The 24,252-nt window shown below is 72.2% G+C and carries 15 protein-coding genes and 1 tRNA gene; 6 read left to right on the forward strand and 10 right to left on the reverse strand.

Translation table 11 applies throughout. The features are described from left to right. Window positions 1-4: 4 nt before the first annotated feature. Window positions 5-1,576, reverse strand: a complete 1,572-nt coding sequence (locus tag B207_RS0122515; RefSeq protein WP_018638864.1) for an aldehyde dehydrogenase family protein — start codon at window positions 1,574-1,576, stop codon at window positions 5-7. 493 nt (window positions 1,577-2,069) lie between these two features. On the opposite strand from B207_RS0122515, the gene B207_RS0122520 reads away from it, so the two are divergent. Further along, window positions 2,070-2,798 carry a response regulator gene (locus tag B207_RS0122520; protein WP_018638865.1) on the forward strand — a complete coding sequence of 243 codons (729 nt, stop codon included), beginning with the start codon at window positions 2,070-2,072 and terminating at the stop codon, window positions 2,796-2,798. A 1,172-nt stretch (window positions 2,799-3,970) separates the two neighbouring features. Here the strand turns inward: B207_RS0122520 and B207_RS0122530 are convergent. From B207_RS0122530 to lon, 4 genes are all read right to left on the reverse strand, one after another. Further along, a tRNA-His gene (locus tag B207_RS0122530) sits at window positions 3,971-4,046 on the reverse strand. Between the two features lie 116 nt (window positions 4,047-4,162). Continuing rightward, on the reverse strand, window positions 4,163-4,759 hold the full coding sequence (gene orn / locus B207_RS0122535) for an oligoribonuclease (RefSeq protein WP_018638867.1): 597 nt from the start codon (window positions 4,757-4,759) through the stop codon (window positions 4,163-4,165). Window positions 4,760-4,949: 190 nt separating this feature from the next. Then, the gene (locus tag B207_RS0122540) at window positions 4,950-5,549 is read right to left on the reverse strand and encodes a hypothetical protein (RefSeq protein ID WP_018638868.1); all 600 of its coding nucleotides are present in this window, start codon (window positions 5,547-5,549) and stop codon (window positions 4,950-4,952) included. A 413-nt stretch (window positions 5,550-5,962) separates the two neighbouring features. Beyond that, complete coding sequence (lon, locus tag B207_RS0122545; protein WP_018638869.1) at window positions 5,963-8,491, reverse strand: endopeptidase La; 2,529 nt, start codon at window positions 8,489-8,491, stop codon at window positions 5,963-5,965. A 306-nt stretch (window positions 8,492-8,797) separates the two neighbouring features. Between lon and B207_RS0122550 the strand changes: the two genes are divergently transcribed. The 5 genes from B207_RS0122550 to B207_RS0122570 all read left to right on the forward strand — a co-directional run bounded on the left by B207_RS0122550 (window position 8,798) and on the right by B207_RS0122570 (window position 13,156). Further along, entirely contained in the window at window positions 8,798-9,766 is a 969-nt protein-coding gene (locus B207_RS0122550; RefSeq protein WP_018638870.1) for a pirin family protein, read from the forward strand. Window positions 9,767-9,997: 231 nt separating this feature from the next. Next, window positions 9,998-10,738 carry a Crp/Fnr family transcriptional regulator gene (locus B207_RS0122555; RefSeq protein WP_018638871.1) on the forward strand — a complete coding sequence of 247 codons (741 nt, stop codon included), beginning with the start codon at window positions 9,998-10,000 and terminating at the stop codon, window positions 10,736-10,738. Window positions 10,739-10,994: 256 nt separating this feature from the next. Further along, a complete protein-coding gene (locus B207_RS40035; protein ID WP_018638872.1) occupies window positions 10,995-11,762 on the forward strand; it encodes a hypothetical protein in 768 nt (255 codons plus the stop codon). Between the two features lie 166 nt (window positions 11,763-11,928). Further along, on the forward strand, window positions 11,929-12,765 hold the full coding sequence (locus tag B207_RS0122565; protein WP_018638873.1) for a HipA family kinase: 837 nt from the start codon (window positions 11,929-11,931) through the stop codon (window positions 12,763-12,765). Then, on the forward strand, window positions 12,758-13,156 hold the full coding sequence (locus B207_RS0122570) for a DUF3037 domain-containing protein (RefSeq protein WP_018638874.1): 399 nt from the start codon (window positions 12,758-12,760) through the stop codon (window positions 13,154-13,156). The genes B207_RS0122565 and B207_RS0122570 overlap by 8 nt, the downstream gene beginning before the upstream one ends. 137 nt (window positions 13,157-13,293) lie before the next feature. On the opposite strand, the gene B207_RS0122580 is transcribed toward B207_RS0122570, so the two are convergent. The 5 genes from B207_RS0122580 to B207_RS35010 all read right to left on the reverse strand — a co-directional run. Then, window positions 13,294-14,619 carry a glycoside hydrolase family 26 protein gene (locus B207_RS0122580; protein ID WP_018638876.1) on the reverse strand — a complete coding sequence of 442 codons (1,326 nt, stop codon included), beginning with the start codon at window positions 14,617-14,619 and terminating at the stop codon, window positions 13,294-13,296. Window positions 14,620-15,202: 583 nt separating this feature from the next. Continuing rightward, window positions 15,203-20,164, reverse strand: a complete 4,962-nt coding sequence (locus B207_RS0122585; RefSeq protein WP_018638877.1) for an alpha-(1->3)-arabinofuranosyltransferase domain-containing protein — start codon at window positions 20,162-20,164, stop codon at window positions 15,203-15,205. After that, window positions 20,161-21,411 carry a glycosyltransferase family 4 protein gene (locus B207_RS0122590; RefSeq protein ID WP_407671450.1) on the reverse strand — a complete coding sequence of 417 codons (1,251 nt, stop codon included), beginning with the start codon at window positions 21,409-21,411 and terminating at the stop codon, window positions 20,161-20,163. The genes B207_RS0122585 and B207_RS0122590 overlap by 4 nt, the downstream gene beginning before the upstream one ends. A gap of 134 nt (window positions 21,412-21,545) precedes the next feature. Next, window positions 21,546-23,309 carry a lipopolysaccharide biosynthesis protein gene (locus B207_RS0122595; protein ID WP_026311333.1) on the reverse strand — a complete coding sequence of 588 codons (1,764 nt, stop codon included), beginning with the start codon at window positions 23,307-23,309 and terminating at the stop codon, window positions 21,546-21,548. A gap of 136 nt (window positions 23,310-23,445) precedes the next feature. Then, the coding region (locus B207_RS35010; protein WP_018638880.1) for a GDP-mannose 4,6-dehydratase at window positions 23,446-24,252 on the reverse strand (807 nt) is incomplete at its 5' end.

Genomic DNA, 24,252 nt, shown 5'->3' on the forward strand with positions numbered 1-24,252 from the left:
GGGCCTACGTCTCCGGGTAGAGCGAGTAGGACGGGAAGTTGCCGTAGAGGCGTTCGTGGCTGTCGGCCCCGACGGTGACGGCGTGGACGAGGTGTTCGCCGCCGACGAAGGCACCCTTCCAGGACGCGCCGCGGCCGCCGAACGGCTCGGCGCGGTCGCCGCGGGAGCGGGGCTTGTTGACGCCGACCTTGAACGCGGCCAGCTCGCCGGACAGGCGCCGGGCGGTGGATTCGTCGTCGCAGGCGAGGGAGGCGACGAGCGCGCCGTTGGAGGCGTTCATCGCGGCGAGCAGTTCGGCTTCGGAGTCGACGATGACGATGCTGTCGATCGGCCCGAACGGTTCGGCGTGGTGCAGTGCGGCCGCCGGTGGCGGGTTGAGGATCGCGACGGGTGGGACGTAGGCGGAGCGGTCCTGGTCGGGCAGGAACCGGCCGTCGGCCAGGTCGCCGCGGTAGAGCGGCAGGCCGCCCTTGCTGATCGCCTCGTCGACCTTGGCGGCGAGTTCGGTGGCCTTCTCGGCGGTGATGACCGGGCCGTAGTCGAGGTCGGGCAGCGGGTCGGCGTCGTGCTCGACGGCGAGGGGGTGCCCGAATCGGACCGAGGAGACCACCGGCAGGTACATCTGGAGGAACTGGTCGAACAGCTGTCGCTGGACGACGTAGCGCGGGTAGGCGGTGCAGCGCTGCTTGCCGTACTCGAAGCCCTTGCGCAGGTGACCGGCGAGCAGGTCCCACTGGGAGAAGTCCCAGATGCCCCAGGCGTTGAGGCCCTCCTGCTCGAGGAAGTGCCGCTTCCCGGTGTCGACGAGCGCGGCGGCGACCTGGCCGCCGGCGGAGCGGCCGCCGACGAAGGCCAGGCAGCCGATCTCGGGGGCGCGCACCAGCGCGGAGGAAAGCCGTGACCCCGAGCCGGAGACCAGTGAGACGGGCAGTCCGGCCCGGCGGGCCAGCGCGCAGGCCAGGGTGAGGCACGCGGCGCCGCCGTCGGTCGGTGTCTTCGCGATGGCCGCGTTGCCGGCGAGCATCTGCACCAGCATGGCGTGCATCAGCACGCTCATCGGGTAGTTCCAGCTCGCGATGTTGCTCACCGGGCCGGGCAGTGACGTCCGGCCGGCGATCATGCTGTCGACCTCGTCGATGTACCAGCGGACGCCGTCCAGGGCCCGGTCGACGTCGGTGCGGGCCAGCCGCCAGGGCTTGCCGATCTCCCAGACGAGGAGCAGCGCGAGGAGCTCACGGTGCTCCTCCATGGCCTCGACCGCGGCGGTGACCCGGGCCTTGCGGTCGGCCAGCGGGACGTCGCGCCACTCCTTGTGGTCGTCGAGCGTGGCTCGGATGGCCTCACGGGCCTCGTCGGGGTCGATCATCGGCGGACCGGCGATCGGGGACCCGTCGACGGGTGACAGGCTGTGGAGTGGATTGCCGGTTCGGTGCCACCGACCGCCCCAGAGGTTGAGCAGGCGGTCCTCGTCGAAGGCCTCAGGTGCGACCTGGCGGGCGCGGGCGTAGGCGTCGGCCCAGGAGGTACCCGGCTTCAGGTGCAGTCGGGGCGGGGGCGTGCTGGCTGCGGCGTCCATCTCCCGAGGGTCTCTCTGATCCGATCGTGGCGCCACCAAACTGACGTCAATGACGTCGCTCATCCCGTACATCCAGTCGCCTTCGATAGCTGGTTATGAAGCGGCGGTTACCGGGGTGGGGGGCTGCTGGGCGTTGTTGACCGCTTCTGCCGCGCGGTGAAGCACCTGCCCGTGAATGCTCTGTCCGAGACGGCCCGGGTCGGCCCGGGCCGACCCGGTGGCGTCCGTGCAGGTGCAACGCCCGGCCGGCACGTCGGCGAGCGAAGCCGAGGCGGTACGGAAACGGGCAGGAAGACTGAACTCGACCCAAAAGCGCGTACTATTTCCCCTATGTCGGATGTGTTAAGGACATGGAAGCGGGGGGTGACTTCAGCGCGCCTGCGACCTCGTGTGTGTAGTGCATCACGTAGAGTGGGCAGGTGTCCGAACCGGCTTTCGCACGCGGCAGAGAAGCTGCTTGGCGGAGAAACCGAACCCGATTTCCGGATGTGTGATGACGGCCAGTGTGGTGCCGCCGTCGGCCGCTGATGCCGACCCGACCCGTGACGCGACGCCCATCCGGGTTCTCGTCGTGGACGATCACGAACTCTTCCTCCAGGGCCTGCAGGTGGTCCTGGAGACCGAGGAGGACATCGCGGTGGTGGGGCGCGCCGCCGACGGGCAGGAGGCGCTCGTCCTCGCGTCCGGCACCGCGCCCGACATCGTCCTGATGGACGTGCGCATGCCCGGGCGCGACGGCATCGCCGCCGCGAGCGCCATCAAGCGCGCGGTGCCGCGCGTGCGCATCGTGATGCTGACCGTGTCGGACGAGGAGTCCGACCTCTTCGAAGCGATCAAGGCGGGTGCGGTCGGCTATCTGCTGAAGTCGATCCCGCCGCACGAGGTGGCCGACGCGGTGCGCGCCGTGCACAACGGCCAGAGCCTGATCAGCCCGTCGATGGCCTCGAAGCTCATGGTCGAGTTCGCGACCATGGCGCGCGGCGGCGGTGGCGGCGGTGAGGACCGACCGCGCGCCCACGCCCCGCATCTGACTGCGCGTGAGCTGGAGGTCCTCAAGCTCGTCGCCGAGGGGCGGGCCAACCGCGAGATCGCCCGCAAGCTCTTCATCAGCGAGAACACGGTGAAGAACCACGTGCGCAACATCCTCGACAAGCTCCAGCTCCACTCGCGGATGGAGGCCGTCATGTACGCCGTCCGCCAGGGCCTGTTCGACATCGAGTAGGCACCAGCCCCGTCCAGCCCCCGAGCCCCCGAGGCACCAGCCCGCCGCTGCCCGGCCGCCGCTGCCCGGCCGCCGACGGGCGGGCGGCCACGGCGGGCCGCTCTCGACGGAGCCGTGCCGTCGCGCTCGGCGAAGCCAGGTGTGCCGGGCCGGCAGCGTGGCTGGAAAGGCCCCGGTGGGCTGTTGTTGGCCCACGGCCGGAACGTGCCAGAAAGAGGGGCACTGTCGGGCGTTCGCCGGTGAGATCCACCTCTCAGCCGGTCTCGTGCAGAACTCCGGGCAGATCCAAATGCTTTTGCGGCTTTATGGCCAGCTTGTCCGTTATGCAGGCTGTGCTGGACGGTGGCGGGGATTGCCACTCGGGAAACCGACGGCGGGCGCGCTGAATGGCGTCGCCCGTGCCGTGCGGGGGAAGAGGCACAGGTGGGCGGCCCTGGAACGGCTGCCAGGCAAGACCTCCAAGCGCCGGAACGGCGTGCCGGAACTGATCGCCGCAGAGTCAGGACGGATCCGGCTTCCGACCCGTAGCCGGCCGTGAACACACATCTGGTCGCATCGGATTCCCGGAGGCGGCCGCGGCGAGCAGAGTTGTGCGGCCCTTTGCTGCATTCCACCCCATACGATGTCGATGATGGCTAGCGTCATCGGTCGACCAGCCTGCTCGGCTGCCCGGCGAGACCGTCCGGCCAGCCCGACCGGGGACTGCATCCGTCGGGGAGGTGAGTACACCGGTGACCACAGCGGAGCAACCGTCCGGGGCTGACACGACCCCGGGCCGTGCGAGCATCATCAACCAGATCTGCCTGACCTGCCGTGGGGGTCGGGCGGTATTCGAGCTCCGCGCCGCGGACCAGGGCGGCACCGCGCCGCACCTGGAACCGTGCCGCCACTGCGCGGGCAAAGGCCGGCATGTCGGCCTCATCCCGCCCGTATGAGCATGCTCCGGTAGCGCCCGGCTACCCAGCCCACCCGCCCGGCGAGCCCGGCGGTCACGGTTCGTCGGCACCCCGACGCCGGACTGCCGGGCACCGCCGGCGAACTCGGCCGGGGGCACTACGGCCGCGCCCGGACGGGCGAACGGAAGCGCAGGCCCGGAAGCCAGGCCCGGTCGGGAGGGATGTCGGGAAAAGAAGTGTGCCACCCACGGAAAGGTGAGTGGCACCGCTACCGCGTGGGGTGAGTGACGGGATTCGAACCCGCGACCCCCGGGACCACAACCCGGTGCTCTGCCAACTGAGCTACACCCACCACGAACCGATCTGAAGCAGACCCGATCTGAACCTCAACCGGGCTGAGCCATAGTACCGGTAGAACGGGCCGCTGTGACAGCCGGGTCGCGAGTGAAGCGCGCGGACGCCCTTCGGTCAGGAGGCCCGCACGGCGGCGGCCGCGGCCCGGGCGGTCTCGGTCGTCGGGCCGGGCTGCGGCACGAACAGCACCTCGCGGTAGTAACGCAGCTCCTCGATGCTCTCCCGGATGTCCGCCAGCGCCCGGTGGCCGCCGGACTTCGCCGGGGCCGCGTAGTAGGCCCGCGGGTACCAGCGGCGCGCCAGCTCCTTGATCGACGAGACGTCGATCATCCGGTAGTGCAGGAACTCGTCGAGCTGGGGGAGGTAGCGGGTGATGAAGGTGCGGTCGGTCGCGATCGAGTTGCCGCACAGCGGGGCCTTGCGTGCGTCCGGGACGAAGCGCCGGATGTAGGCGAGGAGCTGGCGCTCCGCCTCGTCGACCTTGAGGTCGGCGGCGCGGACAGCGGTGGTCAGCCCGGAGGCCTCGTGCATCTCCCTGACGATGGGGAGCATCTGGTCGAGCGCCGCGTCCGGTGCGCCGAGAACGAGGTCGATGCCGTCGTCCAGGACGGTGAGCTCGCTGTCGGTCACCAGGCAGGCGACTTCGAGCAGCAGGTCGGAACCGGCGTCAAGACCGGTCATCTCGCAGTCGATCCAAACCAGACGATCCATCCCGTTCACATTAGGGAATTCCGCCGCTGTCGTCACCTACGTCCCTCCGCTTCCCGTGCCGCCCTCCCCGCGCTGGCCGGGGCGGGCAAGCTCTGACCGTAGCCACGGTGGCACGCAGGGGTGGACGCGGGGGGTGTGGGGGTGGACGCCGGGGGCGCCGTCGCCCGGCTCGCGGCGGCGACCGGGTCCGCTACCGGCCGGCGGTGGGTGCCGGGTGGTTGGCGACCCGGAAACGAACGGTGGTGACCGGTGTGCGGCCTGATCCGTCCACGACAGCTTCCAGGAAGTAGACCCCGTCGACGACCTCGGTGGTCTGCCAGCCGGAGTCGTGCGGGGCGAAGACGTACGGCGGACCAGCTGAGGGGACGTCGTAATGACGCCCGGTCGGCCCGGTGAGGACAAAGGTGACCCGCCCGACCGAACCGCTGGTCTGCAAGGTGATCCGCCGGAAGCCGCTGATGGTCTCGCCTTCGACCACCCCCGCGAACCCCACCGGGGTGCTCGGGGAGGAGGGCGTGCTCGTGGGAGTGGAGACCGTGGGAGTGGAGACCGTGGCGAGGGGGCTCGGCCCGGCTCCGGTGTCCGGTTCGGGCCTGGAACCGCTTCCGGGCCTGGCGGCGGGGCTGGTGCCGGCCGCGGGCACGCCCGGGGCGATCCCGGGATACTCCGCCGCGGCGAGGCCGGCAGTGTCGCGGGCACCGTTCTGGTACTCGACGACGAGCAACGGCATCAGGAGGAGTGCGGAGAAGAACAGGGCCAGGCCAATCCAGCCCCGCCGAAAGGCGTTCACGTGGGCCGTACCCTTCATCACCGCTGCGGGTAAGTGCCCACTCTAGGCGGTATGCGGCGGCCTGCCCGCGCCGGGGTGATCAGCGTGGTCGACGGCCCGGCGGTCTGGTCGGCCGCCGGCCCGGGCCTCGGTTGTCCCGAGGGCGCTGGCGTCCGCGTAGTCGACTCACTGCCAGGATGCGCTCCTGTGCGACGCGCTCCTGCCGAAGGCACCGGCCACGATCCACACTCCGAAGGTAGCCTCCAGAGCCCCGTTCCGGCGATGGCGTCACATGCTGTTAACCGAACTCCCGGCGTGTCGCCCGTGTCGGCCGTTGCGTGTCCCACGCTGCTCCGGGGTGATTCCGTTGCTGGTGGACACCGCCGCCACACGTGACGGCGGTGTCCACCAGCGGCCTGCCGGCCTGGTGTGGCTCAGGCCGCGACGGCCTTGGGGAGCTTGGTGTCAAAGGCCGGTTCGAGCGCGAGCTCCAGCACCTCGCGGACGTCTGCCACCAGGTGCACTGTCAGCGCCTCCCGGACAGCGGCCGGGACGTCGTCCAGGTCGGGCCCGTTCCGCGTGGGCAGCAGCACGGTGGTGAGGCCGGCCCGGTGGGCGGCGAGCAGTTTCTGCTTGACCCCACCAATGGGCAGTACCCGGCCGGTCAGCGAGACCTCCCCGGTCATCGCCACCTCCGCCCGCACGGGACGTCCGGAGAGCAACGACGCCAGTGCGGTGGTCATCGTGACCCCGGCGCTGGGCCCGTCCTTGGGCACCGCGCCGGCCGGGACGTGGATGTGGATGCCGCGTTCGCGCAGGTCCCCGACCGGCAGCTCCAGCTCCACCCCGCGCGAACGCAGGTAGGACAGCGCGATCTGCGCCGACTCCTTCATGACGTCGCCGAGCTGCCCGGTGAGCGTCACGCCGCTGGCACCGGTCTCCGGGTCGGCGAGCGAGGCCTCGACGAAGAGGACGTCACCGCCGGCGCCGGTGACGGCGAGCCCGGTCGCCACGCCCGGCAGCGCGGTGCGCTCGGCGGACTCCGGGGTGTGCCGTGGCCGGCCCAGGTAGCTGGTCAGGTCCCCGGCGCCGATCGTGACAGGCAGCGTCGTCTCACCCAGCGCGACCTTCGCGACGACCTTGCGCAGCACCCGTGCCGTGGCCCGGTCCAGGTCACGGACGCCGGCCTCGCGGGTGTACTCGCCGGCGAGCTGGCGCAGCGCCTCGTCCTCGACGACGACGTCCGCCGGGGTCAGGCCGGCGCGCTCGACCTGCCGGGGCAGCAGGTGGTCGCGGGCGATGGTGACCTTCTCCTCCTCGGTGTAGCCGTCGAGCCGGATCAGCTCCATCCGGTCCAGCAGCGGTGCCGGGATGGCCTCCAGCACGTTCGCGGTCGCCAGGAACAGGACGTCGGACAGGTCGAGCTCCACCTCCAGGTAGTGGTCGCGGAAGGTGTGGTTCTGTGCCGGGTCGAGCACCTCGAGCAGGGCGGCGGTCGGGTCGCCGCGGTAGTCGGAGCCGACCTTGTCGACCTCGTCCAGCAGGATCACCGGGTTCATCGAGCCGGCCTCGCGGATCGCGCGCACGATCCGTCCCGGCTGGGCGCCGACGTAGGTGCGCCGGTGGCCGCGGATCTCCGCCTCGTCGCGGACCCCGCCGAGTGCCACCCGGGCGAACTTCCGGCCCATCGCCCGCGCGACCGACTCGCCCAGCGAGGTCTTGCCCACCCCGGGCGGGCCGGCGAGCGCGAGGACCGCGCCACTGCGGCGGCCGCCGACGACCCCGAGCCCGGCGTCCGCGCGGCGGCGGCGCACGGCCAGGTACTCCACGATCCGGTCCTTGACGTCGTCGAGGCCGGCGTGGTCGGCGTCCAGGACGGCCCGGGCGGCGGTGATGTCGTACGTGTCCTCGACGTGGGAGTTCCACGGCAGTTCCAGGACGGTGTCGAGCCAGGTGCGGATCCAGCCGCCCTCCGGGGAGGAGTCGGTCGTCCGCTCCAGCTTGTCGACCTCCTTCAGCGCGGCGGTGCGCACCTTCTCCGGCAGGTCGGCGGCCTCGACCCGGGCCCGGTAGTCCTCCTTGCCGGCGTCCTCGGTGGAGCCGTCGAGCTCGGCCAGCTCCTTGCGGACGGCGTCGAGCTGGCGGCGCAGCAGGAACTCGCGCTGCTGGCGGTCCACCCCCTCCTGGACGTCACGCCGGATGGTCTCGGCGACCTCGACCTCGGCGGCGTGCTCCTTCGTCCAGGGGATCAGCTTCTCCAGCCGGGCCGTGACGTCCAGAGTGCGCAGCAGCTCCAGCTTCTGCGCGGTCGACAGGTAGGACGAGTAGCCGGCGGTGTCGGCCAGGGTGCTGGGGTTCTCCAGCGCCGCGACCGTGTCGGCGACCTGGTCGACGCCCCGGGTGCGCAGCAGGCCGGTCACCAGGCCGCGGTACTCCAGTGCGAGCGTGACCAGGCGCGCGACGGCGCCGTCCGGGTTGTCGGGGTCGGTGGCGGCGTCGCCGTCGCGGTGCGGGGCGCTGAGCGTGCCCGAGAAGCCGGGCGGGACGACCGCCTCCACGACCGTCGCCTCCACCCACCTGACGTCGTCGCTCGACGCGGCAGTGTCAGCCGGGCCGGGGGCCGCCGGCGGGGGCGCCTGCAGGCGGGCGCGGGCGGCGGCGCGCACGACGGCGGCGCTGGTGCCGTTCGGCAGCCGCCCGATCTGCTCGACAACCGCCACGACCCCGATGTCGGCGAGCTCGCCCTCCACGCGGGGAACCAGCAGGATCTCGGCCTTGCGCTGGTGGGAACGGCTGGAGATGCCCGGCGCGCGGGCCTCGGGTATGGAATCGGGCCGGCCGCCCCGGGCCGCGTCCACGGCGGTGCGGGTCCGGTCGTCCGACAGATCGAGCGGAACCACCATGCCGGGCAGCAGCACCGTGTCGTCCAGCGGCAGCAGCGGCAGGAGCCTGGTCTGTGACATGCGACCTTCATCCCTCGTGTCGAGCGGGTCAGGCCCAGTCATCTTGAGCCTGACCTACTCAAGCGATCGCAGTGGACCGGTGTTCCCGAACCTGATCGCTCTGGGTGAACACCATTCGTCGCCGGTGCCCGTGGGAGGCCCGTGGGAGGGTGGTCTGTGGCGGGAAGTCTCCGGGGTGCCGGCTGGTTGCACGGAGATAGTTGAATCGACAACCGTAGGAACCGGGTCGCCCGGGGCTCCGCGCCCCACGGCCCCGGGCCGGGCGGTTGCCGCCGTGAAGGTCAGCACGCTTCCTGGGAGGTCACCATGCCAGCCGTCACCGCCGACACCCTCACCCTGCCGAGGTTGTCCGCGCCCGGGCTCGGCGACGTCGAGCGCCCGGTGAAGAAGGTCGTGACCGCCCCGTCCGGCTTCGAGGGGGAGGGCTTCCCCGTCCGCCGGATGTTCGCCGGCGTGAGCCTCGCCGACCTCGACCCGTTCGTCCACGCCGACCAGATGGGCGCCGTCGACTACGCCGCCGGTGAGCCCAAGGGCACCCCGTGGCACCCGCACCGCGGGTTCGAGACCGTGACCTACATGATCGACGGTACTTTCCAGCACCAGGACTCGCACGGTGGCGGTGGCCTCATCGCCGACGGCGCGACCCAGTGGATGACGGCCGGCGCCGGCATCCTGCACATCGAGACGCCGCCCGAGGAGCTCGTCATCAGCGGTGGTCTCTTCCATGGGGTCCAGCTCTGGGTGAACCTGCCCGCCCGGGACAAGTTCAGCCCGCCGCGCTACCAGAGCATCGAGGGTGAGCAGGTCTCGCTGGTCGCCTCGCCGGACGGCGGGAGCCTCGTCCGGATCATCGCCGGGGACGTCGGCGGCTTCCGCGGGCCCGGCTCCACCCACACGCCGATCGCGGTCGTGCACGCCACCGTCAGCCCGGGGGCACGGGTGAGCGTGCCGTGGAAGCCGGAGTACAACGGCCTGGTCTACGTCCTGGCCGGTGCCGGAACCGTCGGTGCGAAGGACACTCCCGTCCATCTCGGCCAGACGGCCGTGCTCGGTGCCGGTGACCGGATCAGCCTCGCCGCGGCTCCCCGCCAGGACGCGGACGCCCCGAACCTGGAGGTGCTGCTGCTCGGCGGCCAGCCCATCCGCGAGCACGTGGAGATGTACGGGCCGTTCGTGATGAACACCCGTCAGGAGCTCCAGCAGGCCGTCGAGGACTTCCAGGCCGGCCGCCTCGGTGTGATCCCGGAGAACGCCCTGATGCCGCACCGGGCGTGACCCCGGCACGCTCCGACCGTGCCCGGCCCGGCCCGGCCCGGCCCGGCCCGGGCCGGGCCTGTGCTGTGATGGTTTGCGCAGCGCGCCCGATCCTTCACGCAAGGCCGCTGACGTGGTGGTATCAACCTTTAGTCAGAACGCGTGGTGCCGCGCCGGTTCCGGTGGCCCGCGGCACCACCCGACAGTTGGTCGCGCCCGGCTCAGCGGTGCCCGGCGCAGAAGGAGCAGATCATGGTTCGGCCTGGTGGCGGCGCTGGTCCGGACCGCCAGCGTCCGCGGCGGCTGGACTGGCCGGCCAAGAGCCTGCTGGGCCGGCTGCCGGAGCCGATCCGCACGGAGTTCGTCGCGCTCGGCGCCTACCGGGAGTTCACCAGCGACGAGGTGCTGCTGCGGGAGGGCGAGGAGACGAACTTCGTCGTGCTGCTGCTGAGCGGCTGGGTCAAGGTGACCGCGTCGACCGAGAACGGCGGCTTCGCCCTGCTGGCGATCCGGCACGGCGGCGACCTCGTCGGCGAGCAGGCCGGGCTGGACGGTGAGCCGCGCTCGGCGACAGTGACGGCGGCCGGTGCCGTCCTCGCGAAGGTCATCGCGCTGGAGGCCTTTCTGGACTTCCTGCGGCGCGCCCCCGAGGCGAACACCCCCGTGCTCCAGTCCGTCAGTGCCAAGCTGCGCAACTCGACCCGGCGCCGGGTCGAGTTCGGCGGGTGCACGGTCGCGATGCGCCTGGCCCGCGTGGTCTGTGAGCTGGAGCACGCCTACGGCGCCGACGCGACGGACGGGACCGGCCGCCGCGTGCAGATCTCCCTCACCCAGCCGGAACTCGCCGGCCTCGTCGGCGCCGCCGAGCCGACCGTGCACAAGGTTCTGCGCGAGCTGCGCCAGCAGGGCGTGGTGGACACCCGCTACCGGGCGATCGTGATCCGTGATGTCGACGCGCTCTACACTGCCGCCGGCATACCCCGCCGCCGCTGACCTGCGGATCGCAGGTGCCGACCCGCCTCCCGCGCCGGCACCCCTGCCTGCTGGCGCCCCTGCCCGCCGTCACGCTTCCCTGCCCGCCGTCACGCTTCCCTGCCGGCGCAGCGACCGACCCCGCTGGGGAACCGGTGCCGGTGCCACATCGTTGTCCAGTCGGCTTCGCTCGGTGAAAACCATCGCAGGAGGATGTTCTCGTCCTCCCGCGGGTGAACAGTGGCTCTCAGCGAAACGTCCTTCTCGGAGGCTGAGCGTGAACGAAGCGGCTCCCGGCATCCGGCGGCTCTGCATCGCCATCGCCACGGACGCCCCTACCCTCCTCCCCGGCCACCGGCCGGATGGTCCGGAAGCCCGGGGAGGGCTCGCCGCGTTGCCGGGCGGCCCATCGCCGGCCTCGCCGGCCTTACTGGCCTCGCCGGCCTTACTGGGCGCGGTCCTCGACGAGGCCTGCGGCGCCGCGGGTGTGCAGCGTGTGCACTGGGTCCCCTGGCCGGAAGGCGGCGAGCTGGGGGTCTTTCCGCCTGGGATCGACGAGGGCCGGGTGGTCGCCGCGTTCACCCGGGAGCTGTGCCGTGCGGTCGCCCGGGCCAACGACACCCGGGCCAACGACACCCGGGCCGGCGGCGACCGGGCCGGCGGCGACCGGGCCGGCGGCGACCGGGCCGGCGGCGACCGGGCCGGCGGCGCTACGGTGCGGCTGCGGCTTCGGGTCGCGCTGCACCAGGGGATCACCCGCTGCGACGAGGGGGGCTACAGCGGGCGGGCGGTGGTGAAGGCCTGCCAGCTGCTCGATGCCGAGGTGCTCCGCCGGGAGCTGGCGGCCAGCCCGGGAGCCGACCTGGCGTTCATCGTGTCCGCGGAACTGTTCGACGACGTCGCCGGCGAGGACCACACCGATCTGCGCCGCAGCGAGTTCCGGCAGGTCACCGTGCCCGGGCCGCCGGCGGGCCCCGCCCTGCTGGCCTGGGTTGCCACGCGCCGGTCGCCCGCGCCGGTCGGAGGCACCGCCGCGCCCTGGTGACCTGGCGGCGGCCGGAAGGCTCGTTGCCCAGCTGAGCCGTTTTCCAGCTGAGCCGTTGCCAGGCGAGCGGAGAACGCCCCACTGCTCGCGGGCCGGCGGTGGGCGGCCCGCCCGGCTGCCTGGCCCCGCCTGCCGCGGAGGGCCGGCCGGCAGGCATGCTGGGGGCGTGCTGCGTCATGTCCGCGCGATCCGCTACGCCACGCCCCTGCGGGAGGGCGGCAGTCTGCCCGGTCTGATGGAAGGTGACGATCTCGGGACCTGGGTGGTCAAGTTCACCGGCGCGGGCCAGGGCCCGAAGGCGCTGGTCGCCGAGGTGGTCGTCGGTGAGCTCGCGCGCGGCCTGGGGTTCGCGGTGCCCGAGCTGGTCGTGGTGGACGTGGATCCCGACCTCGGTCGCACCGAGCCCGACCAGGAGGTCCAGGAGCTGCTGCGGGCCAGCCCGGGCAGCAACCTCGGCATGGACTACCTGCCGGGTTCGATCACCTACGATCCGCTGGCCTTCGACGTCGAGCGGGAGCTCGCCGCCCGGGTGGTGTGGCTCGACGCCCTCACCCTGAACGTGGACCGTTCCTGGCGGAACCCGAACCTGCTGGTGTGGGGCGGCCGGCTGTGGCTGATCGATCACGGCGCGGCGCTGTACCCGCACCATGACTGGGCGGGTGCCGGGGCGGCCGTCGACCGGCCGCTGCCCCGCTTCGCCGAGCATGTGCTGCTGCCGGTGCTCGGTCCCGGCGCCGCCGAGCTGCTCGCCGCGGCCGACGCGGAGCTGGCGCCCGCGGTCACGGCCGCGCTGCTGTCCCGGGTGCTCGAGCTGGTGCCGGGGGAGTGGGCTGATGCTCCGGGATCGGCCTACATCGACTGGCTGCTGGCCCGGGTGGGCGGAGCCCGGCCCTGGCTGGAGCCGATGCTCGTCCCGGCGGCGCAGGGACCCCCGGCGGGGGAGCGGGTCGCTGATCGGCCCTCGGCGCGTCCCGGCTGGCTCACGGGAGGGCGCGGTGCCTGACCTGTTCGAGTACGCGATGGTCCGGGTGGTGCCCCGGATCGAGCGCGGCGAATGCGTCAACGTCGGGGTGCTGTTGTGGTGCCAGCGGGCTGCCTTTCTCGGCTCGCGGTGCGTCCTCGACCGGGAGCGGCTGGTCAGCCTCGATCCGTTCCTCGACCTGGCCGCGGTGGCGGCGCATCTCGCCGCGCTGCGCCGGGTCTGCGCGGGCGGCCCGGAGGCCGGACCCGCCGGCCAGCTCTCCGGGGGGGAGCGGTTCCGCTGGCTGACCGCGCCGCGCAGCACCGTCGTCCAGGCCTCGGCCGTACACAGCGGCCTCACCGAGGATCCGGCGGCCGAACTGGACCGGCTGGTGGCCCTGCTCGTCGACCGCCCCGGCCCGCTCACGGGCTGACGCCCCCCGGGCCGGCGGCCGGAATCTGATCGGCCGGAATCTGATCGGCCGGAGCCTGATCGGCCCCGGACAGGTGGCGGCGTCGCTCGCGGGTCCCCCACGTACCCGCGAGCGACGCGCCGGTCATGCGCCTCCCGCTACGGGTTGCTCCACAGCTGGGTGTAGAGCTGGGCGGACGCGTTGTTGGCGAACAGACAGTGCTGATCGATGGGCCGGTAGAGGTTCGAACCGATGTTGGGCGGTTCGCAGGTGTTGTAGTAGTTCTCGTAGTACAGACCGGCGTTGGCCCTGGCCTCCATCCAGTCACGCATGAAGCGGATGAAGTTCGGGTTGTCGCCGGCGCCGTTCTCGTTGCGCCCGCTCACGACGCCCCACTCGCCGATTCCGAAGAGCTTGTTGTTCGCCCGGGCGAAGTTGTAGAGCCAGGTTATTCCGCCGACGGCGTTCGCCTGGTTGTTGAACTCCGCCAGGGTCCGGGAGGGCGGGTAGTGGTCGTAGGCGTCGATGCCGATGATGTCCACCCATTCGTTACCCGGGTAGAGATCGAGCGGATTGTGGCTGGGCGGGTTCTGCGAGTAGTGCGCGTTGATGGTCCAGTCGAGCAGCGGGTCGGGCTCCGCGGTGGAGTTGATGGCATCGGCGATGTGCCGCCAGCAGCCCACATAGGCGGAGGGGTTGCTGCCCGACCACTGGTACCAGTTGCCGTTCGCCTCCCAGGCGATCCGGATGATGGAGTTCTGCCTCCCGGTGCTGTTCAGGGTGTGGCCGAAGGTGCGCCACTGCGAGTCGTAGGCACCCGCGGCGCAGGCGGTGAGTGTGTGCCCCGAGTTCTCGGGGAAGGGAGGTACCGAGATGACGAGACGGCCCGGCCAACCCGCGAAGTTGGCCTGGGTCCAGGACGGCTGCACGATGTTCTGCCAGTTGTTGCGGCTGACGAAGACATGCGCCAGGTCGCACGGTCTGCCACGGAGGGAGCAGAACGCATCCACATTGGGTGCGTTCTGAATGGGGTCGCCGTTCGCCCCGGAGAGCCAGCGTTGACCCGGTGGCGGACCGGAGTCGACATAGACCTGCGCCCGGTCGAAAGTGACCTGAATGCCGCCGGACGCCGGGTCGTGCCAACCGACGTTCACCAGCACCGCGGTGTGGACGCCGGCGTTGAGGAGGCCGGACTGGTAGATGCGGGCCACGCTCGCGGACGAGGCGAAGGTGTTCACCGCGGTCGGAGTCTGGCCGTCCACACTGATGGTCGTGATACCGCCGTCGGGCCCGAGAAGCCCGTAGATGTCCAGCTGCACCCCGGTGAAGCGCAGCACGGCGCCGCTGGATGCCTGGGTCGAACGGCGGTAGCTCCCGTTGGGTGTGGCCGGTGCGCCGCCTGTGACGGCCGTCCAGTCACCGAAGTAACTGACCTGGTTGACACCGGAGCCCACCGCGCCGTCCTCGATGAGGACGCCCGGCACAGGAACGGCGTCGGCGCCCGCGCCGGTGATCGCCGTCCCGGTGAACAGGACTGGCGCGAGGACGGCGAGCCGCAGCAGCGCCGTCCGTCGCGGTGATCTGCGCGGCGGACGGCGTCGGTGCCTGGGCGGACCGCCACGCCCGATCCGTCTGCCCGTGGCGTCGTTACCGCCGGTTTCTCCGCTCGCCGAATAGTGACTCCCCCCGTCTTGCTGTGCTGTGCCGCGTGCTCGACCGGTCCGGATCCGCCAGGCGGTGGATCTCCGGCGCTGTCGATGTTTCGCATGCCTCGGGTTGTGCTCGCCGCAGTCGATGACCTCCTGTGGCGAAATCCCCCGATCCGAAGTGGTTGCGTGTGGCACCCCCGCGCCTCATCCCTTCGTCAGGACCCGTGGTCGGTGCACTCCTCGACCAGAGCCGCTTCTAGCAGATGACGCGGCGATGCTATACGGAGAGTAAGCGGAGACTACTCTCCGTTACGTTTGGGTCGGAGATTCGACCGGCCGTACCCGGACTTGCGCTGGCCGGAACCGGCGTGGCCACCTTGGCCACGCCGGTTGGACGCCGCTGTGCGGCGGGGTGCGATCAGGAGCCGGCCCGGCGGCGGGTCGCCACGGTGAGGACGGCCTCGGCGGCCAGCAGCAGGACGGCCAGCCAGGACAGCGTGGCCACCCGGTCGAACGAGGAGACCCAGGAGCCGTCGGCGGGCAGGTCGTGCCGCGCCTGCGCCTGCAGCACATAGAGAGCACTCACCGCCAGGCAGACGGCCGGAGCGGCTCGCAGAACCACCCGCGCCTTCGGTACCCGGGCCGCCGCGCCCGTCAGCAGTGCGACGAGCAGCCCGGCCACCGGGTTGACCAGCACGACACTGACCGCGCCGGTTGCCAGCGCCAGCAGTATCGCCGACCGCACCGAGGCCGTCACGGCCCCGCCCCGCCACGGCTCGGCGGTCGGGAGCTCGGCCCTGGGGGGCGGCGCCGACGAGACCCGTACCGGCGCTGCCGTGAGGCCGGGCGCCGAGCCGGCCACGCCGCCCAGGCCTGCGGCGCCTCCCGCCGGGGCGAGGTCGAGGTCACGCCAGGTGCGCCCGCGCCGCCGCCGGTAGGTGCCGGCGAACAGCACGACCGCGGTCAGGAGGCCGGCCGCCACGGACGCCCTCAGGACACGCTCGACGGTCCGCTGCGGGACCCAGTCGAGGTCGATCGTGAAGCTGCCGCTGGTCGGGCTGACCCGCCAGCCATTGGCGTAGGCGTCGATCAGGCGGGACTCGCCGAGGTCGCGGCCGTCGACGTCCGCCTTCCACCCGGCCGATCGGCTCTGACCCAGAACCAGCCAGAACGGAGTGCCCGGTGTGGCGCCGGTGACGTCCACCCGGAACGAGGTGTCGCTGGTCGCCTCCACCTTCAGCGTGGGCAGGCCCGCGCCCGCGCCCGCGTCGGTGCCGGTGCCGCCGGTCGTGCCGGAGGCCTCGCCCGTGATCGCGTCGACGCCGGTGGCGTCGAGCCAGGCGCCGCCGCCGGCCTCGGAGGCGAGCAGCAGGCGGTCGATGTCGAGGCCGGTCAGGGCACCGTTCGCAGTGCGGACGACATGGTCGCCCGCACTGAGCGTGATCGGCGTGCCACAGGTTCGCACCTCCAGGCCCTGGCGATCGGCGGCGTCCTGGATGCTCCCGGTGATCTGCAGGCCGACGGGCGCGCCGTCGATGGTCATCAGATCGGTGCGGCACGGTGCCGGGATGTCCCGCGGGCCGGTCGCGGCCAGCGCGGGGGTCCCGGCCTGCACGGTTGCCGCAGACTGCGCGGTGATCGTGCCGTTCGCGGCGCTGGCGGTCGCTCCGGGCGTGCCGGCGGCGCCGGGCGCGGTGGTGGCCGCCTCCCTGCGCCCCGTCCCGCCGGCCGAGCCGTCCAGGCCGGGAACGGCGATCTCCGCGATGCCGACCGGCAGGTTGGTGATCAGGCCACTGATCGTGTCCTTGCTGGTGACGGTGCGGACCTCCTCGACGACCAGCCGGATCGTGTTCCCGGTGACCGCGGGGAAGGAGAGGGCGACGGTCTGGGTGGCGTCTCGGGTGCCGGAGCTCACCGGGGTGTCGGTGACGGGCGGGACGTCGACCGCGCCGACCCGCCGCCCGTCCACCACGATCCCGAGCCTTGTCGGCACCGAGTGCCGTCCGTCGGCGACCAGGGCGAGGTTCATCGTCGAGAACGTGACCGGCGTCGGCGTGCTGGCCTGGACGTAGGTGCCGACCTGCTCGCCGAGCCCCGGGCTCCAGGCAGTGCCCGGGTCGCCGTCGAACGCGCTTGATCCGCGAGCGTCCAGATCACCGGGCAGACGTCCGGACGAGGTGATCGTCGGCGCGGCCCCGGCCCGGCCGAGCGTCGCGTCGATCAGCTGGTCGCCGGCGTAGGCGGAGACCCGTGCCGTTCCGGTGAGGGCGAACGTGCGGTCGGTGGGAAGGGCGAACGTACGCCGCATCGTGCTTTCCGGGTCGCTGCGGAACGGTTCCGCCGGGTTGGCGCGGTCCCGCGACATCTGCAGGCTCAGGCGGTGCTCCAGTGAGTCGGCGCCGGCGGCGTCGAGGGTGTCGGTGGGCAGCCGCAGCACCTCCTCGGCGATCATCGGCCTGCCGTCCACGCCCGGGATCTCCACCTCGGCGAGGCCGACGCCGGACAGGCCGTCGTACTCCCGCTGCTCGCCGAAGTTCGTGGCGTCGATGTGCACTCGCAGGGTGGTGAACGTCCGCTGCGGGAAGGTGATCGTCTGCCCGATCTGGGTGCGGGACGAGTCGCTCAGGTCGACGGTGACGGGGGAGCCGCCGTCGAACGTGAGCGTGAGGCGGGTGATCCACCGGTTGCGCGGGCCGTTGATCGGCTGGACCACGCGGATGTGGTCGGTGGTCGTCGGCTTCGCGAGCTCGACCTGCCAGTCGTCGCCGGTCGGGTCCTTGAACGCGCCGACCCGCCAGGCGGACTGCAGGTCGCCGTCGATCGCCCCGACGGGCCGGTCGGCGACTCCGTAGGAGAAGGTGTTGCCGTAGTCGGAGGCCCGCACGTTCTCGACCTGCGCCTCGGAACCGGGCGCGTGCGTCTGCATGATCGTTTCAGACGCGTGGCCGGCGTCGGGGAAGACCTCCAGCCGGTTGTCGTTCACGTCGTCGGCCAGCGGGGTCACCCCGGGCTGTTCCACATAGCCGAAGTTCTCCCGCAGGCCCGTCCAGCGCTCGGCTCGCAGCCGGTTGGTGTCGCTGACAAGCAGTTCGGCCCCGTCGTTGAGGGCCTGGCGCAGCCGGTCGGGCTGGCCGACGAGGCTGCCGGCATAGAGGATGGTGCGCCCGCCGTCGAGGACGGGAGCGAGCTGACCGGTGGCCGCCGCGTCGACGAGCGCCTCTCCGTTGCCGCTGACGAGCAGCGGGGCCCGGGTGCTCTGGGCGCGCACGATCGAGTGCGGGTCGGCGACGGTGAAGTCGGCCAGTGCGGGCGGGTCGATGACCTCCGAGTCCGTGCCCAGGGTGATCTCGTCGGTGTACGGGATGCCCGGGTCCTCCAGGACAGGGGGACCGAAGGTGCGCGGCTCGCTCAGCCCGGCCGGGCGCTGGCCCGCGATCAGGTCCCAGGTCGCCCGGGGGCGCGGGGTCCGGAACCGCTCGTAGGCAAGATTGCTGCGCAGCACGACGTCACCGGCGCTCATCAACCGGGCGATGCCCGGGATCGAGGCCGGGTCGAGCACGCCCTCCTGCAGCCGGCGGTCCAGCGCACGCAGCAGGTCCACCGAGCTGGCGTCGCCGTAGGGGATGAGCTCGCGGACGACCTCAGCCCGGTCCATCAGCCCGTGGGTGACCGGGTCGAGGACGGTTCCCCACCGGTAGTGGAAGAAGTCGGAGCCGGGCAGCTCCAGCACCCGGGTCTGCTCGCCGGTCGCGTCGGGGGGGACGGCGTCCAGCGCGCTGGCGAGCTCCAGCTCGTAGCTGGGGAGGTCCTCCGGGCGGTCCAGCAGCGGTTCGATGAAGTGGCCCCGGTACAGGGGAGACATGTTCAGCACCAGCAGCAGCGCGACGCCCCCGAAGGCCAGCGTTCCCGCCACCGACGGCCGCAGCCACGACGTACCCGACGTACCCGACGTACCCGACGTACCCGACGTACCCGGCGCGCCTGACGTACGCGGCGCGCCCGAGGCCGCCGGCACCGGCGCGGGGAGGGCGCGGCGGGCCGCCAGCCGCTGGTCGAGAACGGCCAGCCCGCCCGCGAGCAGCACCGACAGCCCGAGGACGACCAGGGGAACCGCGCGGGGCATCGATCGCAGCGCGAGGCCCGCCGTCGACCCCTCGGCGATGGCGCGGAACAGCCGGCCGAACGGCGACGGGTTGTCGTACGGGTACACGCCGACCGCGATCGTCGTGCCCACTGCGATCAGGGCGACGAAGTAGGCGCGGTGCCCCCAGCGCACGCAGGCCGCGGCGGCCAGCGCGAGGATCGGCACCGCGAAGCTGATCGCCATCACGACCAGGTTGCCGGTGTAGTCGGTCGCCGGCCCGATCCAGGGGCCGAGGGCGTCCTGACCGTAGAAGAACCAGTTGCCCAGGCCGCGCAGTACTTCGGAGGCCTGTGAGCTGCTCGCGACGGTCTTCACCGTCTCGCTGTACGAGAGTACGTTCAGCCCGTAGCCGGCCTGCGTGTAGAGCCCCACGATCCACCAGGCGGACGTCACGAGGATCAGCACCGCCGCCCGCACGCTCAGCGTCAGGGCGGTGCCGAGCCGCACCTCGCGGGTGCCCCACACCGCGAACGGCACCCACAGCATCGGCGCCACCAGAATGAAGATCAGGCTGGACGCGTTGATGCTGCCGACCAGCGTCACCATCAGGGCGAACGCCGCCGGCCATCGCCAGCCGGAGCGCCATCGCACCAGCCGGGAAGTGCCCGGGTCGCGGGCCAGCTCGTCCACGCCGGCCTCGCGCAGGCCCCGCACGGTGATGCCGATGAACCAGCCCAGGCCGGCGTAGGGCAGCAGGATCGCCGAGATCCGCGCCTCGTACTCCAGCGTGTACGGGGTGAGCATGTAGCCCAGCGCGGCGATGAACGCGTACCGGTCGGGCCAGCGGAACGTGCGCAGCAGGAACAGGACGCCGGTGCCGGCGCCGAACAGGATCGAGCCCGTCCACAGCCGCTGCGCCACCCAGTCGGGCAGGCCGGCGATCTCGGCGAGCCAGTAGAAGAGGCCCTGCGGGAACAGGTAGCCGATGTTCTGGTGGGTGACTGTGCCCATCCCGACGTCGGGATCCCACATCGACGAGACCCGGGACATCATCCGGCCCGGGTCGAGGTAGAGGTAGGCCTTCGTGTCGGCGCCGACCCGGCCCGGCGAGGTCGCCAGCAACGGGATGTAGGCCAGCGCGGCCAGCACGAGCACCGGCCAGGACGGCAGCAGGCGGCGCAGGCGGCTCGTCGTGCCCGGGCGGCTGTCCGGGACCGCGGCACCGGGGCCCGTCGTGGCGTCCTGGCCGGGCCCGCTCGGGTGGGCCGGGCCGGACGCCGGCACGGTCAAGGTCACCGGGGCGCACCCGGCTGCGCGCTCGGAGCCGGGCGGCGGACGAGACGCCGGCGGGCGGCCTCGTTGACCAGCGCGAGGTACGTCATGCGAGCGGTCTGCTCCCAGGTGAACGTCGCCGCGTGGGCCATCGCACCGGTGGACAGCCGCAACCGCAGCTCACTGTCGGAGAGCACGCCCGCGAGGGTCTTCCCGAGGTCATGCGGGTTCTCGACGAGCAGGCCGGACGCGCCGTCCACCACGGCGTCGGTATGCCCGGCGATCTTCGTCGCGACGGCGGGAGTTCCGCAAGCGGCCGCCTCGGTGATCGTCATGCCCCACCCTTCTCTGGCCGAGGCCGAGGTGAGCACCCAGGCGCGTCGGTACAGACCGAGAAGTGTGTCATCGTCCACCCGGCCGACGAGACGCAGCCAGGACGAAGCCCCCGCGGCCGCGATGCGGGCCTCGAGCTCCGGCCGCTTGTAGCCCTCGCCGACAATCACCGCCTCCATCGACGGATGCTCGTCGTGCGCGCGGATCAGTGCGTCGATCAGGACGTCGAACCGCTTCACCGGAACCAGCCGGCCCACGGCGAGCACCAGCGGGTGCGGCGACCGCTCACCGGCCGGGCTGAACGTCGGGTCGATCCCCGGCGGGATCACCGAGATGTTGCGGGCCGGCAGGCCCAGCAGCTCGATGATCTCGTCGCGGGACGACTGCGAGAGGGTGAGGATCCTGGTCCGGCGGTACAGCGGCGGCGCCATCCGGAACTCGATGGTCTCGCCGATGGGGGCGAGGCGGCGGGAGAGCACCATCCGCCACATCTCGGCGTGCACATGGTGCAGGAACACCACCCGCGGGCAGCGGGCCCAGACGGGGGAGAAGAACGGCATGCCGTTCCAGATCTCGACCAGCCCGTCCCACGGCCCGGAGCGCCCGAGCGCGCCGGAGACCGCGGTCCGTGGGAACACCGAGTACCGGCCGGCCTTGCGTACGACCTGGTAGCCGTGCCGGTTTGCCGACTCGGGATGGCCGGGGGCCAGCGCCGTGCGCATGCTGACGTCGACCCCGGCGGCGGCCCACTGCTCGGCGACCTTGTCGGCGTGCAGCTCGGAGCCGCCGGACTCGGGGTCGTCGAGGTCACGCCACGCGAGCATGTGGATGCGGCGCAGCCCCGAGGTCTCGACCAGCTCGGCCAGGCTGGGTACCGGGCCCGCCAGCTCCGCCAGTTCCAGCCGCGACGCCGCGGCGGTCTCGTTTCGGGCCGGCAGCGCGGCCACGCGCAGCGGAGTCGGAGTGCGCGGCGCGGCCGCTCCCCGCGCTCCGGGCACGGGCGGCCAGGCGTCGAGCGAGGCGGCGTCGAGCGGGGCGGCGTCGAGCTGCGGCGAGCGGTCCGGGAGCGTGCTCACGCGCGGGCCGTCCGGCGCGCGGCGGCCAGGACCATCAGACCGGTGACGACGGCCAACACCGCCTGGCAGCCGAAGTTCGCCCGGGCGGTGGAGACAGGGGAGCCCTGTGCCCAGACCATCAGCGACACGGCCGCGCCGGTCGCGACGGCGAGAACGGCGAGGACGGCCCGCTCGCCGAGGGCGAGCAGGTAGTGGGAGAACAACACAGTCGCTCCGAGACAGGTCATCGCTCCGGCCAGGGGGAACAGGGCGCCGGAGGCATTGGTGAAGCGTGGCCCGAAGGCCAGCGACAGCAGTGTGTCGGGTGCGATCGCGGCGACGGAGAGCAGTCCGGCCGCGGGCACGGCGAGTATCGCCAGGGTCGCACCGAGCTGGTGCAGGGCGTGCTGCCCGAGATGGTTGCGGTCGGCCGCCTCCGGCAGGAGGAAACCGGCGAGCACCACCGCGGCCAGCACAATCACCTTCGCCGCGACCGACACGGCCGCGTAGGAGCCGGACTCGTCCGGAGCGAGCCGGCCCTGGAGCAGGACGTCGATGTTCTGCAGGACACCCAGGAACCCCAGTGTCACCAGGGCCGCGCCGACCTCCACGGCCAGGCGCCGGGGCTCCGCGACGGACGCGGGCCCGGCGACCGGCAGGGGCAGCGTCGTCGCCGCCGTGTCGGCACCAGGCGCCCGCAGCCGGATGGCGGACGCCGGCAGCGACTCCCGCGCGCCCGCCGGGCCCACCGGGCCCGCCGGGCCCTGGGGCAGCGGGACCACCGGGGCCGGAGGCGGCTGCCAGTCCACCGGCCCGCCGTGCCGCACAGCGGACGGGTGTCGGCGCAGGCACCAGCGGGTGTGCGCCAGCGCCGCGAGTACCCCGAACAGCACCGCCATCGCCGCGCCCGCCTCGTCCAGGCCGGCCAGGACGAGGGCGATCGTGGCGCCGCTCTTCACCACCGCGTCGACGAGCAGGTTCGCGGCGAGCGACGGGTAGAGCCGCCCGCACTGCATGAGCCCGCGGTCCACGCAGAGCAGGCACCAGGCGGCGCCGGCGATGATGATCTCCGCCACGCCGCCGGGACCCGGCAGCGACAGCTCGGTGGCGACGAAGTCGCGGGCCAGGATCGCCAGTACCGCGACGGTGAGGACCACCGCGACGCCGGCTCGGCGCACCCGGGTGATCCATTCGTCGATCAGGTCGGCCTGCCCGGTGTGCTGCCAGTTCGTGATCCGCCGGACGACGCCGACGAGCAGGGCGTTCCCCGGCATCGACACGACGAAGAAGATGGCGACGAGCTGGGCGACGGCCCCGTAGGAACGGGTGCTCAGAGCCCGCGCGATGACCAGGGTGACCCCCAGGTTCGCCGCGTTGGCGATCAGTCCGGCGAACGCGAGGGGGATGGCGCCCCGCATCGCGGCCCGGATCCGGTCGCTCTGGCCGCGCAGCCGCCGCGGGGTGAGGTTCGCCAGCCTCGGGGAGGCCGCGAGGCCTGGATGCTCCCGGCCAGCACGCCCTGCCGGCGCCGCCGTGTCCGCCCCGGCCGGACCCGACGCCTCAGCCGACGCCTTGGCACTCGGCGTAACGGTGGGCACCGAGGCAGGCTCGGACGGCCTGGCCAGGCGGGCTGGCGTACCGGGCGTACCGGGCGTACCGGAGCGGCCGCGGGTTGCGCCGGCGGCCCCCGGTGCCGAGGGGCGCTCCGACGCCCGGTGACCGAGTCGATGCCGCCCGCGGGACTGCGGCGGGAGAGACCCGGTGGCAGGGCCGGTATTCATTGGGTGTCCCCCGGAGTCACGCACGCGCGTACCCTCCCCATCACAGGACGTGACATGCGCCCGGCTGCCAACTCACCCGCGCCGGGTCTGCGCGGCGAGCGCGCGCGGCACGTGACGAGGGTCCGGGAAATGTCGGTCACCGGTCGGTCAGTGTCTGTCCCGCAGCAGCGGCCTCGGTGGCGAGGTCGGCGTCCACCATCATCTCCACCAGCTCCCGAAAACCCACCCGCGGCTTCCACCCGAGCACCTCCCGGGCCTTCGACGCATCACCTACCAGCACATCGACCTCCGCCGGCCGGAAGAACCGGGGATCGGTTCGCACATAACCCGACCAGTCCTCGATCCCGACCCGGGCGAACGCCACGTCCAACAGCTCGCGAATACTGTGCGTCTCGCCCGTCGCCACCACGAAGTCATCCGGCGAGTCCTGCTGCAGCATCCGCCACATCGCATCCACGTAATCCCCCGCGAAACCCCAGTCCCGCCGCGACTCGAGATTCCCCAGCGACACCGACTCCTGCAACCCCAACGAAATCCGCGACACCGCCCGCGAAATCTTTCGCGTCACGAACTCGATCCCCCGCCGCGGCGACTCGTGGTTGAACAGCAGTCCCGAACACGCGAACAACCCGTACGACTCCCGGTAGTTCACCGTCAGATAATGCCCGAACGTCTTCGCCACCCCGTACGGCGACCGCGGATGAAACGGCGTCGTCTCCCGCTGCGGCGTCTCCCGCACCTTCCCGAACATCTCCGACGACGACGCCTGGTAGAAACGCACCCGCGACAGATCGTTACCGCCCGCGATCCGCAACGCCTCCAACACCCGCAGCACACCCATACCNGTCGTCTCGCCGGTCAGCTCCGCCTGTTTCCACGACAGCCCCACAAACGAGATCGCGCCCAGGTTGTACACCTCGTCCGGCTGCGAGATCTCCACCGC

Origin of the sequence: Parafrankia elaeagni (assembly GCF_000374165.1) — a bacterium.
Lineage (GTDB): Bacteria > Actinomycetota > Actinomycetes > Frankiales > Frankiaceae > Parafrankia > Parafrankia elaeagni.